The following is a 17,041-nucleotide window of genomic DNA, read 5'->3' as shown; positions in this document are numbered from 1 at the left end:
GCAGCATGGTTCACCTCAAATATAATATGTATTAACCGATATTAAAGGTAACGATTAACATTTCCAAAAAAGGTATACATCTGTACGTACATAATACAGATGTAATTACAGGCTTAATCAAGCAATGCACTTCTTTTGAAAATCAAAATAATTTCTCGTGAACCACCTTGTGACAGACTGGTATCAAATGTCGATACAAGCTCCCATCCATCAAAACCATAGGCATTCAATTGCTCTTGTAATTCGACATCATCTACTTTGCCACCGAGGAAACCTCCGGTGTGTAATTTGACTGTACGGTATTCCCATTGACTCATTGTATTCTTCCTTTCATCACCAAACATAATCTTCATTTATAAGCTTATGACTAAATATACACGATTACGTGTCAGGTTTCAAAACGTCATTTGGCAAGGTAGTACTTTTATTTTAAAATAAATAATGAATATCGTCCCTGTCCTTGCGTGACTATGTTAAACTAAAATTATCTACTTATTTTTTGTTCAGGTACAGAAAGACCATACTATTCTGGAGGAATTATACACGACTCATGACGAAGACAATCGGACTTGTCCGCCATTTTAAAGTAAATAAAGAATTTCCTCTTCGCCAGTTTGTCACAGTCAGTGAACTGATTGCTTGGCTTGAAGAATATGATATTGCGGATATCCATGATGGTACAACAGACTTGCGTGGATTCAATTGGGGAAAATGCTTTGCCAGCGATCTCCCGCGTGCGATCAAAACGGCACGTTCGATTTATGATGGCGAAATTACAGTAATGCCTGAGTTGCGTGAACTCACACCTCCAAGCTTCAATACGAATATACGTATTCCGTTTATCGGATGGGGCGTTCTTTTCAAAATGGCTCCTTTACTAAGCCGTAGATATCGTAAAATGATCCGAGAAGTCGAAGCACGTATTAATCGTGCACTAGATGTGATTTTATCTTCAGAGGAAGAACATATCCTTGTCGTGAGTCATTGGGCATTAATGCTGTATATGCGTAAGCAACTGGTCAAACGTGGCTTCAAAGGCCCACGAATGAGACAAGTGGAAAATGGAAAATTGCATGTTTTTCAAGCGATAACAGTGCAGTCACCCTACCCGATCAACAAAAAGCAAACCCATAATCAATTCGATTAAATAACGATTCAACCTCAATAGACTATCCTTTTCCTCAGAAACACTCAGGAACGGGATAGTCTATTTGAATACCTCTGATATAATATAAAGTAGCGTCAACAGCTTCTTTAGCTGGAATAGACAGAACAATACGTTCGTTCAAAGTTCAACTGAAGCAAATCTTCTTTGCGGATAAAGAAATGAATGACTCCGGCATCCCACCACATATAACCGATATCATCATCGCTTTCGATCTCCAATAACATCAGCATATCTTCAATCTCTTGGTCTGCTTTCTGTTCATCACCTTCCAAAACATCAACCAGCCATGCCCGGCGCTTCTGTATTTCATATGTATGCTTGCCTGTCAGTATCGAAGTGATGGCTTCAATCTCATCATCTCCATGTTGTGATACAGGATAACCAAACATTTTTCCAATTGCATCATCGGGTTCATTATTCAACCCTTCGATCCACTCCAGATACTGTTCCTCAGACACACCATGATCTGCTAAGGCATCATATTCTAAATATCCGTAATTCGGAAATTCTATTTCGCCTTGAGCATGAACTTCATACGCTTGAAACGGCTGTTCTTCATCTTCTTCCAATATTGTCATCCCTGCTGGTTCACGATAGTATAGTGATCCCATATCTTGCTCCGACATATACAGAATCTGATGCTCAATCTGGTAAGAAGGTTCATCTAATCCCACAAAAAAATAAAGCATTCCCTGACGCGGAAAATAATCAGGCAACCGATCTTCACCCACTTCGCTAACGATCTGTGACAAATTCAATTGAGCCAGTGAAGTCATATATTGTCCACCTTTGGTGCAAGGCCACTGGATATACGCAGGTAGATCAGGATAACCTCCAATACGTGATACTCCCACTTGCTGACTTCCATGCTGTCCACGTTCTAATTGAAGTACAGAACGCTGAGTAGCCTGTAAATATGGTGCTAATACAGATATCTGATGCTTATCCAGTAAAGATGGAATATAATCGCCTTGAAATGCTTTAGGCATCGAATTCATGAAGTCATCTTCCTTTAAAGTAAGGTATTTTGTGTTGCACCCATCATTTCTCATTATCATGGTTGCGTTCATCGTGCCAAGCGCCACTAGCTATCTATGTTTCGATCAAGGCAATAACATCAATAGTATAAATCCACTGACCGGCACTATAATACCTACACCAATGCCCACATAAGGATAAGGTGTTCTCCGGTATTCACCGTCACATCAGGTTATTAAAGAATCCTTATGGCTAGTCCGTCCACTTCCGTTGAACCACCCAATAATTCAAAAATCGCACAAAAAGACAGGAACTAATAATAATTAATATATACGCTGTATCTTTTTCCCAAGGAGCATGTCCATCCATAGATAGAAATAGGATTAAGACCAGAACACTTAGAAAGGATAAGCCTGTATTTTCACGATTATACTTCTGGAATCGATGATACACTGAACGGGAAATCAACAAAATAACGATAAAAGATGAACAAATTAAAGGATAATATTCTAACAATACAGCACCTCTTTTCACTTCTTTCTATCCGTATATCTGTCTATGGGATATATGGAAATTATAGTATAGAGACTGGAAAATTACAAAAGGTGTTTACAGCTCTAATCCTATTTCTTTGCTACGTTCCATTAAAGCTCTAAGCTTCACTTCTGTCGCCGAATCTTCTAAAGGCGTATAAATACTGCACCGTAGATCAGTATTGCCTTGTACTTGTAATGAGGTAAGATCGAACAGCATTTTACCGGCTTTGGCATGTCGGAATTCGATCACAACTTCAGGTGCCGAACTGACTTTACTTTGCTCCCATAAATGATAAAAATCAGGATATAATTCGCTCATTTCTGCAATGAATTGCTCATACCACTCATCATCGACATATTGCCCATAATATGCACGAAAAATCGCCAAAAATCCGCCTACAAAGTCATCCCAATTTACCGCTAAACGACGAAACTCTTTGCGTGAAAATAACAAACGAATCATATTGCGCCCCGGTTCAGGAATACTTTCAAAATCGAGAAACACATGTTTGGCGGCATCATTCCATCCAACAATATGACAATGTCGATCAGAAATAATCGTAGGACAGTATTGTAGCTGTTGTAAGATTTTGTATAGGGCAGGTGTAATAGAAGGAAGTTCTTCGGACAAAGGAACGATCGATGCACTTTTATCCAGCGCTAATGAAAATAAGTATTTCCGTTCATCCGGTGTTAGCAAAAGGGCTGATGCTATATTTTCCAATACAGAAGCAGATACTTGAATATCTCTGCCCTGCTCTAACCATGTATACCATGTTGTACTGACCCCTGCTAATTGAGCGACTTCTTCCCGTCGTAATCCCGGAGTGCGTCGTCTAATACCAACGATTAGTCCCACTTGTTGAGGTAAAATCTTCGCCCGCTGAGCTTTGAGAAAAGAAGATAAGGCTTGTAAACGATGCTGTTGATTCACTGTATACCCTCCTTAGAGTGAATGCGATTTTAATGCTCGTTGTATATATACATTAGTATTCTATGATTTTGTTATTGGATTGATAGGTTTAAAAAGTATGCAGTAACCTGTTACTTATTATACTAGGATAAACGGTAACTTGTAATAGGATATTTTGCATGCCAGAATAATAGTGTAGAGGTCGCGTTTATATTGCCAAACCCAAACGCTTAGGAGGATAAAAAAGGATGGAACGAGTTGTGATTACAGGGATGGGGATTGTTTCTCCGTTAGGGAATGATATAGATACATTTTGGGATAATTTGGTGAAAGGTCAATCGGGTATTAGTATGATTGATGCGTTTGATACGTCACGGCACAAAGCCAAAATTGCAGGTGTAGTGCGTGATTTTGATGGGGATGCTTTATTTGGACGAAAAGAAGCTAGACGGATGGATCGCTTTGTTCAATTTGCAATCGCTGCGGCTGAACAAGCTGTATCTCATGCGGGCTTAAATATCGAAGAAAGTGATCGTGAACGAATCGGTGTCTATGTCGGTTCAGGTACAGGTGGAATTCAATCGTTGTTGGATCAAGATCATATTTTATTAGACCGAGGACCTGAACGGGTAAGTCCTACACTGGTTCCGATGATGATCGCTAACAGTGCGGCCGCGATGATTAGTATTCGGCTTGGCACATGGGGACCGACGCTTTCCCCTGTTACGGCTTGCTCGATCGGTAATACTGCTATTGGCGAAGCGATGCGAATGATTGCTTATGGAGATGCCGATGTGATTCTGGCAGGTGGTGCAGAAGCAGCGATCAATGAAGTCGCTCTGGCTAGCTTCGGCAATGCAACTGCTTTATCCACACGTAATGACGATCCAACCGCAGCCAGTCGTCCATTTGATCAATCCAGAGATGGATTTGTTATGGCAGAAGGGGCTGGGATTGTGGTACTGGAATCTTTATCTCATGCACTCGCTAGAAAAGCGACTATCTACGCTGAAGTGATCGGCTATGGAGCCAGTTCAGATGCTTATCATATGGTAGCGACTCATCCTGAAGGTCGCGGAGCTCATCAAGCCATGAAATCGGCATTACGAAATGCAGGCATCACGCCAGAGCAAGTCGATGTGATCAGCGCCCATGCGACCAGTACAGGCGTTGGAGATCGCTCGGAGACGTATGCGATCAAGCAATTATTTGGAGAACAGGCGTATCAGATTCCAGTGACTGCTAATAAGTCGATGTTAGGGCATATGCTCGGTGCGGCTGGCGGTGCAGAAGCGATAGCACTGGTTCAAATGCTACGTAATGGGATCATTCCACCGACGATTAATTTGCACCAAGCTGATGCAGAATGTGATCTCGATTATGTTCCTGAAGGTGCACGAAAAGCCGATCTCCAGATTGGATTATCCAACTCGTTCGGCTTTGGCGGTCATAATGCTGTTGTCGTTTTGAAAAAATACGAATAACCATATAGTTATTAATCATGCACTCTACTTTATTGAACATACTTGGTTATGATGAGTTTGTGCTTATAAGGCTCTAATGCTTCGATAATATTTTTCTTCGTATGTCGTTCAAAATGATGATTCCATTCAATCATATTCATTAACGTACCCAATGAGAATCGATCTTGATCGACTTCTGTTCCTATTTTCTGACGCATAAAACGCAAAATCATTCGTCCATCTCGCACTAGTGGAGACGGAGTCAAAAAAATGATCTGCTCTGCCATAGCAAAGCTAAACGTTAACCATTCATAATCTTGCCCCTCGACGATCCATGAGTCTTGCGAGACGATATCTAATAAGAGTTGTTCTCGCAGGGCAGGTATATTTCTGCGCTTCTTCTCCCCTGTTCCATTCCACACTAAATTTTCCAGTGCATAATGAGGAATACCCAATCTGCGAGATAATCGACGTGCCAGATGGGTTTTTCCACTTGCATGGGCGCCTATAATATGTATTTTCCTCGGTGTCATCTATGTTCACTCCTATTCGCTCGTTAGCCGCCCATTACGATCTGATGTCGTCTTTACTATACTAGCATAGGTTTAGTATAAATCGTTAGAGTTAACCTTTAAAAAAATAAGAGATTGCGGTATGCTCTTAGCCAGACTTGTACATATTTTAATTATCGTTATACATATTGCGTATCTTTTGAATCACCTTATTCGTTTACAAGATATACAACGTTGTAGTCAAAGCATTTCTGATCACAAAGGGGGCGCCCCATAGATGACACTTTTACACAAGCAAGATCTTACTTTATGTTCAACACATTCTACAGATCAGACGACAGCGTATTGGAAAGAGCAACTTCCATCTCTGTATAAATACTGTCTGTCATTAACCCATCATATCGCAGATGCTGAAGACCTTATGCAAGAAACCTGTCTCAAAATTCTATCTGCTCAGTGCAAAGGATTATCTATAGCACAATCAGAAGCCTATACGATTCGCACGGCTCGTAACACATGGATCGATATCATGCGTAGAAAACGTTATGTGGACGATTATATTCAGCAACATCAGCTAACGGTACACGATATAGCAGAACCTTGTCCACAAGATATTGAACTCGCGATACAACAATTAATGAATCAACTATCTCCATGGCAACAAGCGATTTTTATGTTACGAGATTTATTTGGTTATTCAGCGGCAGATACGGCGCAGATGTTAGAGACGACTGAAGGTGCTGTTAAAGCAGCTCTGTACCGGGCAAGAACAATTCTGACTCAAAAAGCTGACACCTTAGACGAATACATTTCGCTAGCCGAAGATAGGGATACGTTGATGCTCTTACATCAATATGTACAAGCGCTTCATACGGGTGATGCTTCCAGAATCGTGCAGTTGACAGTGATGCGCATGAATACGTCCAGTCAGGATGTTCAAGCTATAGCTATCGATATACAATTGGCTGGTGCTAAGCATTCAACATCAACAGTAGTCTCTAACACAATGCAGCCCTTTTTGCCGTATCACAAGCAGTTGTATTCATCCTCTTCTTCTGAGATGCGTATGATTGCTTAACAAGGAGTGCTTCAGATGACAACTATCCCTTATGTGGTGGAACAAACAGATCGTGGTGAACGTAGTTACGATATTTATTCTCGATTACTGAAAGATCGGATCATTATGGTGTCTGGCGAAGTGGAAGATCAGATGGCAAACATTATTGTAGCTCAACTGCTTCATCTAGCAGCCGAAGACGAGCAAAAAGATATTCAAATGTATATCAATTGCCCCGGTGGTTCGGTATCGGCTGGCTTTGCTATCTATGACACGATGCAATTTATCAAACCAGATGTGTCGACGATCTGTACAGGTATGGCGGCAAGCTTTGGTGCAATTCTGCTCGTAGGTGGTACGCTTGGGAAGCGGATGGCGTTGCCCAATAGTGAAATTATGATTCATCAACCTCTTGGTGGCGCTAAAGGTCAGGCTTCAGATGTGATTCTCTATGCCGATCGGTTGCTTCGCAGTCGAGCCAAATTGAATGAAATTATCGCTGATCGTACCGGTCAACCTCTGGAGAAGGTTACGCAAGATTGTGATCGGGATTATTTTCTAACTGCTGAGGAAGCGGTAGCTTATGGGTTGGTGGATCAGGTTGTGGCTAGGGTTTAGAAAAATAGATTAGAAATTGAAAATAAGCTATTGCCTGTCTAAGAGGTGATAGCTTATTTTTTGCTTTTTTCAATTTTGGTTGTTAACTCCCCACTCGCATAATGCTTCCAATCCCGGTAAAAGTGATGCGCCTTTCGCAGTAAGACTGTATTCTACTTTGGGTGGAATTTGAGGAAATTCTTCTCTCTTTACTACACCGTCTGCTTCTAATTCCTTCAGTTGAGCACTTAACGTTTTGTACGTAATGGCACCAATTTGTCTTTTTAATTCATTAAAACGAACCGTTTGATTTTCAGCCAAAAGATAGAGAATGACCATCTTCCATTTCCCGCCAATAATTGACAACGTGTAGCCGAACGGAGTATCTTGAATGTTTTTAATTTTGCCTTGATATTCAGCCATACTCATCTATACCACTATCCTTTCGGGTAGTACCTATCCAAATAGTGCGTACTACTTTTATATTTGCGTTCAGTTTATACTAGCCTTACTTTGAAGTAAAGGAGATCAATAATGACTACCAAAACGATACGTCTTTTAATGCCACAATGGCAAGGTGGGAATAATCCCAACTATTCTTTCGGTGCTGAGCTACTGGCATGGCTAGCTCCTAATAATGATCAACCTCTTATTCATGTTCCTGTTCGACCTTATGAGGGTATCCCACTTCAAAATGAGCATGGAATGTATGGACGAACACAATTGTTACAACAATTAGAAGCGGCTGAGCATCTTATTCAGGCACATCAACCCGATCGCATTATTATGTTTGGAGGAGATTGCTTGGTCGAACAAGCTCCTTTTGCTTATTTAAATGAAAAATATGATGGTGAATTAGGCTTGATATGGATCGATGCTCATAGTGATCTGGTTAGATATACCGGATACGATAACGGGCATACCCTGCCACTAGGCAATCTTCTTGGCGAAGGTGATCAGGAATTTGCTAAGCATGTGAAAGTTCCTTTGAAACCTGAGAATGTCTTTATTGCGGGACTCGCTGTGGCTACAGAAGAAGAGAACAAGTTCATTGCAGAAGCCTTTGAAGCACAAGGTATAACAGTAGTCGAACATGATACGGAAATGATCGAACGATTAGGTATTCGTACAGCAGGAACAGCAGAATTAGCAAGTAGCTTAGATTCTATCAAAACATGGATTCAAGAAAGAAATATTAAGCACTTAGCCGTTCATCTTGATCTTGATGTACTTGATCCTCAAGCATTTCGTTCTTTGTTATTTGCAAAGCCTTACGAACCTTATCTTGTCTCTCCTTCCGGTACGATGCAATTCCCACAATTGCTCCATTTGCTGAAAGAACTCTCTGAAGAAACAGAAGTCGTTGGCTTAGGGATAACTGAACATACACCATGGGATGCGATTAACTTGAAGAATTTGCTTGCAGAAATACCTATTTTGAATACGTAATTTTTAAATTTACTCAAAGAAATCATAATTTTTATAAAAAAAGACACTCTAACATTGTATAGACTAGAGTGTTTTTTTGCTACTATTATGAATTATTTACTTTGCAACTATGTGATAAAGAGGAATCTATCTTTCTTATTCTTTCTTACTTATTATTTTCAACATTATAAAGTATTAATTTTTCTTTAAAACCGCCACGTTCTTCTTTTTTATTTAACCGAATCTTTTCAAATTCTTCTATACTCAATCCTTTGTGTTCAACAATTGCATAAATCACCTCAAGTAAATCTGCAAGCTCGTTTATATCTTTATCTTCATTATATTCGTTTAACTCTTCAGAAAGCTTAGCATCTAAAGCTTTCTCGTATTCTTTATCGCTCATTACTTCTACGTTAGCTCTTTTTCCAGATGCTTCTATGATTGCCGGGATTTTATCACGAATAAGTTTGTTATATACTTTCATATTCTTAATCTCCTTAAATTAGAATGCAGGTGTAAATGTATTATGGGGTTTCCAATACTGTACTAATTGATTAATAGCAAATAAATTCATTTGTTGTAAAAAAGTAATTCGTTGTTTCTCCGATTTTCCTGTCTGGTTCATTAATGTCTCTCTTAATGGATTGTGACTATTAATGAAAAAACTATTACGCTTATGCAGTCTTTCCAGTAAATGAATTTCAGGTATTTTTGCAAACTTACCATTTTCTCCACGATTGCATCTTTTACAAGCCAGTACTAAATTCCAAATTCCACTTAAATTTGTCCGAGTACTATTTTGTAAAGAATGAGGAAAAAAATGATCAATATCTGCAAAAAGATCATGATTTGGATCAGTACTGATATCATCAAAACAGTAAAAACACTTTGCTTTTTGATAACCAATTAATGAAGCACGTGCAGATGTAATATCAGTTCGTCTTCGTTTATCTGAACTATCAACAAAAAATTCACCTTTAAGTTCATCATATTTAACTTCTACTAATGATGGTGCTAAACCGAGTGCCCAAGCTGTTTCAACTAGCCTCCAACGAGCTTCTGTCTCAAGAATAAAGTTACTTGCTTGTGAAGTTTCTTTTAATTTGTAGAAATTATCTGTAATAATGATTCCCTTTGGTTTTTTACCAGTTTTAATTGTCTCAAAAAATTGCACAGGAATATGATTTTGATTTACATTATGAAAAGCATCTAGTACATTCTCAAAACCATACTTTACTGCATACTGAATTAAGTGGTCTTGTTCCATTTTCTGTTCATTTAATTGCCTACAAGCATCAATAAACTTGCTAGACGTTGAAGTAATCTGCTTATCATTCGTTTTTAAATGCGTTGAAATATGCTGACAAAATGGTACAGCTAATTCTTCAAGAGAAATAAAAGTATTTGTTTGTGGTGAAAGTTCTAATAAACTTTTGGCAAGTGCAAATTTATATGTAGCAGAATTCTTACCAAATAGTATAATAGAACGCCAATAAGAATCTAGTGAAGGATACTCTTCCGTAAACAGGGACATAGACATACTCCTTAGTAAGATATAATTCTATTTTACAAATATATCTTATAAAGTGTCTATGCTATTTTTATTTGATGATATTCATACCCTAATTCTTTAATTTCAATATTTCTTATAATTTTCCCTTTAATAAAAAAGACAGGCTTATCTCAACACTACGAGATAAGCCTGTCTCTTTTATTCCCAATTACCCCTTCGTCGCCCCTGCTGTCAATCCATGTACTAAGAACCGCTGTAAGAACATATACAACAACGTAATCGGCAACGCCACCAACACCGAACCTGCGGCGAATAACGTAAACTCTGTACTCGAATACGTATTGACCAGTTCATACAACCCCACCGCCAACGTCCAGTTCTCCCTCGAACGCAAGATCAGACGGGCGAAGATAAAGTCGACCCATGCACCGGCAAATGTGGTCAGTGCAATATACGTAATGATCGGCATCGACAACGGTAGAATAATGCGACTGAAGATTTGAAAATGACTTGCACCATCCAGCAAAGCCGATTCTTCCAACGCTCTTGGAATCGTATCGAAAAAGCCTTTAGCCACAAACATTCCGAGTGCTGCACCAGAGGTATACACCAGTACTAGCGCCCATGGAGAGTTCAGTAAGTTCATTTGTAGTAAAATGACATACACTGCAATCATACTCATGAATCCCGGGAACATGCCTAGAATCAGTACAAGTGACATCATCGTTTGTCTGCCTTTAAAGCGGAAGCGTGACATCGCGTATGCGGTTAGCACTTGGAACAGTGTTCCTAGAATCATACTCGTAATGGCAATTTTGAGCGTATTCCAATACCATTTTAAGTAAGGCAAATCTTTGTCCGATTGCGAACGGAACAAGTCCATATAATGCTCTAATGTTAATTTTTGCGGAATCAATGTCTCACTATAGAGCGAATCTCCTTCTTTGAGTGAGGATAAAATGATCCAGAGTGCTGGATAAATACAGCCTATAGCGATCAGTACAAGCAAGATGTAACTGAACACCAATTTGACACGTTGTTGTTTTCTCATTGGATCATATCCTCCTCTTTAAAGGAACGGCTACGTCGATAGTTATAGAGCGAGAATGCCGCAATAATAATAAAGATAATAATGCCGATCGCTGAAGCAAAGTTATAACGCTGATTTTCAAGAGTTAACTTATAGAGCCATGTAACCAATAGATCGGTACTACCTGCAAACGCATAATCTCCATTGGCTGGTAATCCATTTGTTAACAAGAAAATCACGTTAAAGTTATTGATATTGCCTGCAAATTGCATAATTAAGATCGGAGCCGTCTGGAACAATACGAATGGCATCGTAATATTACGGAACTTCTGGAACCCTGTCGCTCCATCCACTTCTGCCGCTTCGTATAGATCACGCGGAATCGCTGTCAGTACACCCAGTACAAGAATCATCGACACGGGAATACCGATCCACATATTCACTAGAATCACGGTCACTTTTGCCCAGAACGGATCATTCAGCCACGGTACTGAACCGAGACCCATCATACGCAAGTATTGGTTGATCGGGCCAAATTGGAAGTTCAGTAGATTACGCATAATTAGTAGAGAGATAAATTGCGGAATCGCATACGGCAAAATAAATAGCGTACGCCACATGCCTTTGAATTTGATCCCTTTTTGCTCAATCAGTAATGCGACTAGAATACCGCCGAAATATGTAGTGACTGTCGCAACCACTGCCCAGATAATCGTCCATGTAAGTACACCGATAAACGTATGACTCCAGGATTTGAGTGTTAATAGATTGGTAAACGTACGGAACCCTACCCAATCGACTAGATTTTTAGCTGGAATATGATCGGGTGCCGAGTAATTGGTAAATGCCATTAATACCATAAAAATAATCGGAACAATCGTAAACACTAATACGCCAATCGCTGGTAAAGTCAGTAACAAATAAGGAAACCCTTGATTACCGATCATTTTCCATGTCTGACGGAATGTATTGGCACGTTCGCCACGTTCGCGCTTTTTACCAATACGATAAGCGTCTTTGATATTCGCAATATAGAAGCATATCAATAAACCAATATACAATAGTGCGACCAGTCCGTAGATCATCATAAAGATGGAATGATCTCCCGGTACGTTCTGATACAATCTGCCGACTTTCTCCATACGGGAAGGCTGATCGCCAAGCGTAATCAACCCCCAGATATTATTTGCCAAACTGGTAATAATCAGATAGACACTTACCAGTTCAGCAATCAGGAAAATAATTCCTTTCGCCCACTGACGATTAACCATTTGCCCGAGTCCCATAATCAGCGCAGACAAGATCGCTGCTATAAGCCCACTTCCTACACCTGTTGTTCGCTCAGGATGGATCGATACGTTCCCCATTGTTATTGCCCTGTCTCGATATTACTCTTCATTTGACTAACTAGATTATCCAATGCTGCTTTTGGATCTTTGTTATCGTTCCAGATCGAAGACATTGCTGCTTCCATTGGAGACCAGAATTGCGCCATTGCTGGGATCGAAGGCATCGGTACTGAATTTTCAAACTGTTTCAAAAATACAGATGCAATCGGATCACTTTGTACTTTTTCGCTTTCAGCTACTTTGGTATTGGATGGAAGAGCTCCATTCATTTCAAAGTTCTTAGTCTGCCATTCTTCGGAAGTAATAAAGTCTGCAAATAATTTAGAAGCATTCGGATACTTCGTATAAGCGTTTACAAAATAAGCTTTTACACCAGAGAACGGAGTCATTGGTTTACCATTTGGCAGATTTGGATACATACCTACACCGATATTTTTAACCGATTCTTTGAGTGAACCTGTATCCCATGGACCACTGATATTCATTGCTAATTTGTTAGACGTAAATAATGATTTTTTGATATCTGCATTGATATCTGATGTTTTAAGCGGAAGAATTTTGTTCAATCCTTGAATAAATGTTGTTGCTTCAATAGCTGCTGGATTGTTCAGACCGATATCTGTTGCATCTGTACCATCACTGCCGAATACATAGGAACCGTATCCACCGATAAATGGGAATACATAGTATCCGTTACCAACTTCCCACATGATCGCAAATTTATTCGCTTTTGTATCGTTAAATGTATTTGCAAAATCAATTACGCCATTCCAATCTTGTGGTACTTCTTTGATCAAATCTTTGTTGTAGAAAACAGCTGTGGTTTCTACCGATTTGGGATATCCATATAACATATTGTCATACGTTAACGCTTTGATCGCAATTTCACTATTACGTGATTTGGTATCTTCTTCGAACCAGTCATTAGGCAACACAACACCTGCGGATACCCCTTGACCAATCTGATCATGAACCCCGGCGAATACATCTCCACCTACACCTGCTGGTCCATCTGTTACCATTTGACCCATCGATTTGTCTGGTCCAACTTCAGCAAAGCTTACTTCTACATTATATTTTTCTTTAAAAGCTTTAGCGGCTGCTTCGATAAATGTTTTCTGATCGCCACTATCCCATACGGTAAGTTTGGCGCCTTCTTCAGGTACCATTTCTTGCTGGTCGGCTGCTGTTGCAGGATCTGTGGTTGTTCCCGGTGTTGTTGTTCCTGCTCCACCACTATTACATGCCGACACTATTAACATCATGATTAATAAACAACTCATGATTCCCCACTTTTTACGATTCATCATTCTTTTTTTCCTCCGCTCTATAGTATGATGGCGAGCGCTAAAATTATGTACTGTTATCAAGGGTTTGTTGCCTATGTACTTTGACTATATCATCTGCGCAAACGTTTGTTCATATTAGCATATGATACCCTTTTCTTCAGCCATAAAAGTCTAATAATCACCACTAAAGGTAAATGATGTTATAAGTAAGCGCTTTATCCAGCAAATCCATCATAACTGAAATATGGAAATTGTAAAAACGTTTGCACAAACAATTTAACGCCATATTCTGGCTTTTTGCAGATATAATTGCTTATATCCTATCTATTTCTCTGAAAATCATAAAATATCGCCTATTTTCTTTGGAAGTGTGTATATTTTGCAGTTTACATCCGTATAGCATATGTTTTAACATAGATAATACAGATAGTGATGGTTCTCAATATCCCAAAAACCATGACCAGGGAGGTACACATGTCGGTTACGATCAAAGATGTCGCCAAAAGAGCAGGCGTATCTCCTTCTACCGTTTCGCGTGTATTGTCTAATCATCCGCGAATCAGCCATGCTACCTCAGAAAAAGTGAGAGAGATTATGGAGGAGATGGGCTACCATCCGAATATGATGGCGAAAAGTCTAGTATCCAAAACAACCAAAAGTTTAGGTGTGATTTTACCTAAGCCTGCGGAAGAGTTGTTTTTGAATACTTTTTTTATGGAATTAATACGTGGTATTGTGACCCAAGCGAATCGAAGTGGATATGATGTCGTCCTCACTTCAGGCGCTAGTGAAAAGGAAGAAGTAGACGCCGTCTCTCGCTTAGTTTTTGGTGGACGTATTGATGGAGCGATCTTACTTTATTCTCGTCAAAATGATCCGGTTGTTGATTTCCTAAGTGATAAAGAATTCCCAACGGTACTGATCGGACGCAGTGAGCAACATGCGAATGTTCTTTCTGTCGACACCAACAATATAGAAGCGGCGGCAGATGCTACCCGTCATCTGATCCAATTAGGGCATCGACGGATTGGCTTTGTGAGTGGTCCTTCTGAGCTCGTCGTATCGCTTGATCGAATAAGCGGTTACCGACAAGCGTTGCAAGAAGCAGGTCTTCCTTTACGGGATGATTGGATTGTGGAAGGAGAATTTTTGCAAGAAAGTGGTTATCGGGCGATGTCCTTTTTTATGAATTTGCCTGAACGTCCAACAGCGCTTGTGGTTGTCGATGATATTGTCAGTTTTGGAATTTTGCGTGGGCTCCATGAATTGGGTTATAAAGTACCTGATGACATCTCAATAGTGAGCTTTAACAATATTGCACTTGCTGAATTATCGACTCCACCACTAAGCAGTATAGATATTGGTATTTATCATCTTGGATATACGGCTTCGCAAGCATTGATTCAAGCGATTCGTGGAGATGATCATGCGTTACTTTCACAGCGTCATATTGTTCCTCATCGTCTGATTGTACGGGAGTCCTCTATGTTCTCCCCTCCTCATACGGAGTCATAATTATTCACATACGAATTCAATAAAGCGACTGAACCAGACATTATTCTGGCACAGTCGCTTTATTTGCTATGAAATACATACATTCGATATCCAATGTATAACGTATACGATATAACACCAACATGAGATGGATACATAAATATTTAACAATAATAGGAAATAAATAGATGTATATTCAATCATTCCCTTTATTTTGTCTTATTTGTAGCATAATTTAATGTTATTTTAAGCTAGCCATCACATTTCGTTAAAGTATGCACGATATAATAACTATACAGAAACAGCATACAAGCTACGGATCATTATAGTTTCTGTATTGATCTACTGATCTTTCGAGTCAACTACTATTTCATCCGAGGAGGGTTTACTTATGAATAACGATAATAACTTATCTCTATGGATGACCCAATTTCTGTGCAGTCCTGATCCAGTGAAAGAAGAACGTATTGAAGAAGCAGAGATTGAGAATAATCCAGTTCTACTGCAAAGCATCCGTTTTCACTTAGAGCTTCGCAATCGGCATGATCTGCTTGAACATCACACGTTATAATAAAGGATGGACTCATGAATACATTCAATCCCAAGATTGAGCGATCTCATCACAGTGATTGTTCGTTCCATATATAAACCCCTTATCCATTTACAGGACAAGGGGTTTATTGTATTTAAACTTCTCTTTTTTGATCGGTATACAGAATACGAATATAATCTTCATGTTGAGCTTGCGTTTTGGCTACACGAGGACGTTCATTCTCTGGAATCACTTCATAAGCTTTACGTAGATATTCTTTATTCTCTACTGTTGGATTTTCTAAATAGTCATAATACCGATTTCTACAAATATCATATAAGCTTGGATGCTTATTTAACTTTTGATAAATGTCGAGTACTTGCTTGTATTTATCCTCAATATCTATAATGTAACTTCCGTTGACCATCACTACATCACCGAGATGATCGAGTGTAATCTTAGTCGGTTCTTTGAGTTCTGTAAAAAAGGTGCCGTTGCTAAATAATTCTTCTAACTCTTCTAACTTTAATATTTTTTGAAAAACAGCATTTTGACATTCAATCGTACCGTCTTTATATACCGTGAGGTATACCAGATAATCAATACCTTCATACTTCATAAAGATAAAAAATCCTTCTCCTGTAACGACTTTATATCCTACTTCAGACTCTACAAAGAAATCTTGGGCGTAAGGTGATTCTACAATTTTATATTTCTCTTTTTTCATTTTTTCGGCAAAAGAAACTTCGTAGATATTATGCATACCCGGATTCAATTGCTGTACTAACTCCGTTATGTAGTCATAATAGCTCTGTGCATCGTGCTTCCATGAACCGCCAATCGTGCGATAATCCCCTAAGCCAAAAACGGAAATAGATTCTCCGTCAGGTACTTGTGGTGTTAACCATTCCAAATCAATCTTTTCGCGCACGCCTTTGAGATCAGCCAGTTCCCAACAATTCACCATTCCATCTTCATAAATATCTACATTGATATAAAAGTATTGTCCATTACGGATAAATCCAGGAATAGTGGTACCTTCTATTATTTTTTCTCTTCGAATTTTATGCATGAGTCATCTTTCTTCCTTCCCATATGCACTATCTTTTTTATAGATTGATAATAATAGTTATCTATTTATTAACCTATTAAGTAATTGTTTAACGTATTATAAGTTATAAA

Annotated in this window: 18 protein-coding genes; 7 read left to right on the top strand and 11 right to left on the bottom strand. The window is 39.1% G+C overall.

The window, feature by feature from the left end; genetic code table 11:
- Positions 1-113: 113 nt before the first annotated feature.
- Entirely contained in the window at positions 114-317 is a 204-nt protein-coding gene (locus PTI45_RS13820; protein WP_069328188.1) for a DUF4177 domain-containing protein, read from the bottom strand.
- Positions 318-550: 233 nt separating this feature from the next.
- On the opposite strand from PTI45_RS13820, the gene PTI45_RS13815 reads away from it, so the two are divergent.
- Positions 551-1,147, top strand: a complete 597-nt coding sequence (locus PTI45_RS13815) for a histidine phosphatase family protein (protein ID WP_069328187.1) — start codon at positions 551-553, stop codon at positions 1,145-1,147.
- A gap of 107 nt (positions 1,148-1,254) precedes the next feature.
- Here PTI45_RS13815 and PTI45_RS13810 read toward each other — a convergent pair whose 3' ends face one another.
- Positions 1,255-2,166, bottom strand: coding sequence for a YwqG family protein (locus PTI45_RS13810; protein ID WP_175425186.1), 912 nt, complete (start codon positions 2,164-2,166; stop codon positions 1,255-1,257).
- Between the two features lie 589 nt (positions 2,167-2,755).
- Positions 2,756-3,616, bottom strand: coding sequence for a helix-turn-helix transcriptional regulator (locus PTI45_RS13800; protein ID WP_069328185.1), 861 nt, complete (start codon positions 3,614-3,616; stop codon positions 2,756-2,758).
- Positions 3,617-3,843: 227 nt separating this feature from the next.
- Between PTI45_RS13800 and fabF the strand changes: the two genes are divergently transcribed.
- Entirely contained in the window at positions 3,844-5,079 is a 1,236-nt protein-coding gene (gene fabF / locus PTI45_RS13795; RefSeq protein WP_069328184.1) for a beta-ketoacyl-ACP synthase II, read from the top strand.
- 29 nt (positions 5,080-5,108) lie between these two features.
- On the opposite strand, the gene PTI45_RS13790 is transcribed toward fabF, so the two are convergent.
- A complete protein-coding gene (locus tag PTI45_RS13790) occupies positions 5,109-5,591 on the bottom strand; it encodes a P-loop NTPase family protein (protein WP_069328183.1) in 483 nt (160 codons plus the stop codon).
- Positions 5,592-5,847: 256 nt separating this feature from the next.
- Here PTI45_RS13790 and PTI45_RS13785 point away from each other — a divergent pair, with 256 nt between their 5' ends.
- Positions 5,848-6,648: an RNA polymerase sigma factor gene (locus PTI45_RS13785; RefSeq protein WP_069328182.1), complete on the top strand. Its 801-nt coding sequence runs from the start codon at positions 5,848-5,850 to the stop codon at positions 6,646-6,648.
- A gap of 15 nt (positions 6,649-6,663) precedes the next feature.
- On the top strand, positions 6,664-7,245 hold the full coding sequence (clpP, locus tag PTI45_RS13780; RefSeq protein ID WP_069328181.1) for an ATP-dependent Clp endopeptidase proteolytic subunit ClpP: 582 nt from the start codon (positions 6,664-6,666) through the stop codon (positions 7,243-7,245).
- Between the two features lie 69 nt (positions 7,246-7,314).
- On the opposite strand, the gene PTI45_RS13775 is transcribed toward clpP, so the two are convergent.
- Positions 7,315-7,653, bottom strand: a complete 339-nt coding sequence (locus PTI45_RS13775; RefSeq protein WP_069328180.1) for a winged helix-turn-helix transcriptional regulator — start codon at positions 7,651-7,653, stop codon at positions 7,315-7,317.
- Positions 7,654-7,758: 105 nt separating this feature from the next.
- Between PTI45_RS13775 and PTI45_RS13770 the strand changes: the two genes are divergently transcribed.
- Positions 7,759-8,673, top strand: a complete 915-nt coding sequence (locus PTI45_RS13770) for an arginase family protein (protein WP_069328179.1) — start codon at positions 7,759-7,761, stop codon at positions 8,671-8,673.
- A 145-nt stretch (positions 8,674-8,818) separates the two neighbouring features.
- Here the strand turns inward: PTI45_RS13770 and PTI45_RS13765 are convergent, their stop codons facing one another.
- From PTI45_RS13765 to PTI45_RS13745, 5 genes are all read right to left on the bottom strand, one after another.
- Positions 8,819-9,136 carry a nucleoside triphosphate pyrophosphohydrolase gene (locus PTI45_RS13765; RefSeq protein ID WP_069328178.1) on the bottom strand — a complete coding sequence of 106 codons (318 nt, stop codon included), beginning with the start codon at positions 9,134-9,136 and terminating at the stop codon, positions 8,819-8,821.
- Between the two features lie 18 nt (positions 9,137-9,154).
- Positions 9,155-10,186 (bottom strand): HNH endonuclease family protein, encoded by a 1,032-nt coding sequence (locus PTI45_RS13760; protein WP_069328177.1) that lies wholly within the window; start codon positions 10,184-10,186, stop codon positions 9,155-9,157.
- A gap of 187 nt (positions 10,187-10,373) precedes the next feature.
- Complete coding sequence (locus PTI45_RS13755; RefSeq protein WP_069328176.1) at positions 10,374-11,216, bottom strand: sugar ABC transporter permease; 843 nt, start codon at positions 11,214-11,216, stop codon at positions 10,374-10,376.
- On the bottom strand, positions 11,213-12,562 hold the full coding sequence (locus PTI45_RS13750) for a carbohydrate ABC transporter permease (protein ID WP_069328175.1): 1,350 nt from the start codon (positions 12,560-12,562) through the stop codon (positions 11,213-11,215). The genes PTI45_RS13755 and PTI45_RS13750 overlap by 4 nt, the downstream gene beginning before the upstream one ends.
- Positions 12,563-12,564: 2 nt before the next feature.
- Positions 12,565-13,854 carry a sugar ABC transporter substrate-binding protein gene (locus tag PTI45_RS13745; protein ID WP_069328174.1) on the bottom strand — a complete coding sequence of 430 codons (1,290 nt, stop codon included), beginning with the start codon at positions 13,852-13,854 and terminating at the stop codon, positions 12,565-12,567.
- A 453-nt stretch (positions 13,855-14,307) separates the two neighbouring features.
- Between PTI45_RS13745 and PTI45_RS13740 the strand changes: the two genes are divergently transcribed.
- Together PTI45_RS13740 and PTI45_RS13735 are read left to right on the top strand one after the other, a co-directional pair.
- Entirely contained in the window at positions 14,308-15,348 is a 1,041-nt protein-coding gene (locus PTI45_RS13740; protein WP_069328173.1) for a LacI family DNA-binding transcriptional regulator, read from the top strand.
- 370 nt (positions 15,349-15,718) lie between these two features.
- Entirely contained in the window at positions 15,719-15,898 is a 180-nt protein-coding gene (locus tag PTI45_RS13735; RefSeq protein ID WP_069328172.1) for a hypothetical protein, read from the top strand.
- A 115-nt stretch (positions 15,899-16,013) separates the two neighbouring features.
- On the opposite strand, the gene PTI45_RS13730 is transcribed toward PTI45_RS13735, so the two are convergent.
- Complete coding sequence (locus PTI45_RS13730) at positions 16,014-16,931, bottom strand: DUF7638 domain-containing protein (protein WP_069328171.1); 918 nt, start codon at positions 16,929-16,931, stop codon at positions 16,014-16,016.
- Positions 16,932-17,041: the final 110 nt, after the last annotated feature.

It is taken from the genome of Paenibacillus nuruki, from assembly GCF_001721045.1.
Lineage (GTDB): Bacteria > Bacillota > Bacilli > Paenibacillales > Paenibacillaceae > Saccharibacillus > Saccharibacillus nuruki.
Note: the sequence above shows the minus strand (reverse complement) of the source record. Positions and strands in the feature narration are given on the sequence as shown.

What these genes read in the sequence shown, in the direction of transcription:
- clpP (WP_069328181.1), top strand. Translation starts at nt 6,664, where the DNA reads ATGACAACTATCCCTTATGTGGTGGAACAAACAGATCGTGGTGAACGT.
- PTI45_RS13770 (WP_069328179.1), top strand. Translation starts at nt 7,759, where the DNA reads ATGACTACCAAAACGATACGTCTTTTAATGCCACAATGGCAAGGTGGG.
- PTI45_RS13810 (WP_175425186.1), bottom strand. Translation starts at nt 2,166, where the DNA reads ATGAATTCGATGCCTAAAGCATTTCAAGGCGATTATATTCCATCTTTA.
- PTI45_RS13820 (WP_069328188.1), bottom strand. Translation starts at nt 317, where the DNA reads ATGAGTCAATGGGAATACCGTACAGTCAAATTACACACCGGAGGTTTC.
- PTI45_RS13755 (WP_069328176.1), bottom strand. Translation starts at nt 11,216, where the DNA reads ATGAGAAAACAACAACGTGTCAAATTGGTGTTCAGTTACATCTTGCTT.
- PTI45_RS13745 (WP_069328174.1), bottom strand. Translation starts at nt 13,854, where the DNA reads ATGATGAATCGTAAAAAGTGGGGAATCATGAGTTGTTTATTAATCATG.
- PTI45_RS13730 (WP_069328171.1), bottom strand. Translation starts at nt 16,931, where the DNA reads ATGCATAAAATTCGAAGAGAAAAAATAATAGAAGGTACCACTATTCCT.
- PTI45_RS13785 (WP_069328182.1), top strand. Translation starts at nt 5,848, where the DNA reads ATGACACTTTTACACAAGCAAGATCTTACTTTATGTTCAACACATTCT.
- PTI45_RS13750 (WP_069328175.1), bottom strand. Translation starts at nt 12,562, where the DNA reads ATGGGGAACGTATCGATCCATCCTGAGCGAACAACAGGTGTAGGAAGT.
- fabF (WP_069328184.1), top strand. Translation starts at nt 3,844, where the DNA reads ATGGAACGAGTTGTGATTACAGGGATGGGGATTGTTTCTCCGTTAGGG.
- PTI45_RS13740 (WP_069328173.1), top strand. Translation starts at nt 14,308, where the DNA reads ATGTCGGTTACGATCAAAGATGTCGCCAAAAGAGCAGGCGTATCTCCT.
- PTI45_RS13775 (WP_069328180.1), bottom strand. Translation starts at nt 7,653, where the DNA reads ATGAGTATGGCTGAATATCAAGGCAAAATTAAAAACATTCAAGATACT.
- PTI45_RS13765 (WP_069328178.1), bottom strand. Translation starts at nt 9,136, where the DNA reads ATGAAAGTATATAACAAACTTATTCGTGATAAAATCCCGGCAATCATA.
- PTI45_RS13790 (WP_069328183.1), bottom strand. Translation starts at nt 5,591, where the DNA reads ATGACACCGAGGAAAATACATATTATAGGCGCCCATGCAAGTGGAAAA.
- PTI45_RS13760 (WP_069328177.1), bottom strand. Translation starts at nt 10,186, where the DNA reads ATGTCCCTGTTTACGGAAGAGTATCCTTCACTAGATTCTTATTGGCGT.
- PTI45_RS13735 (WP_069328172.1), top strand. Translation starts at nt 15,719, where the DNA reads ATGAATAACGATAATAACTTATCTCTATGGATGACCCAATTTCTGTGC.
- PTI45_RS13815 (WP_069328187.1), top strand. Translation starts at nt 551, where the DNA reads ATGACGAAGACAATCGGACTTGTCCGCCATTTTAAAGTAAATAAAGAA.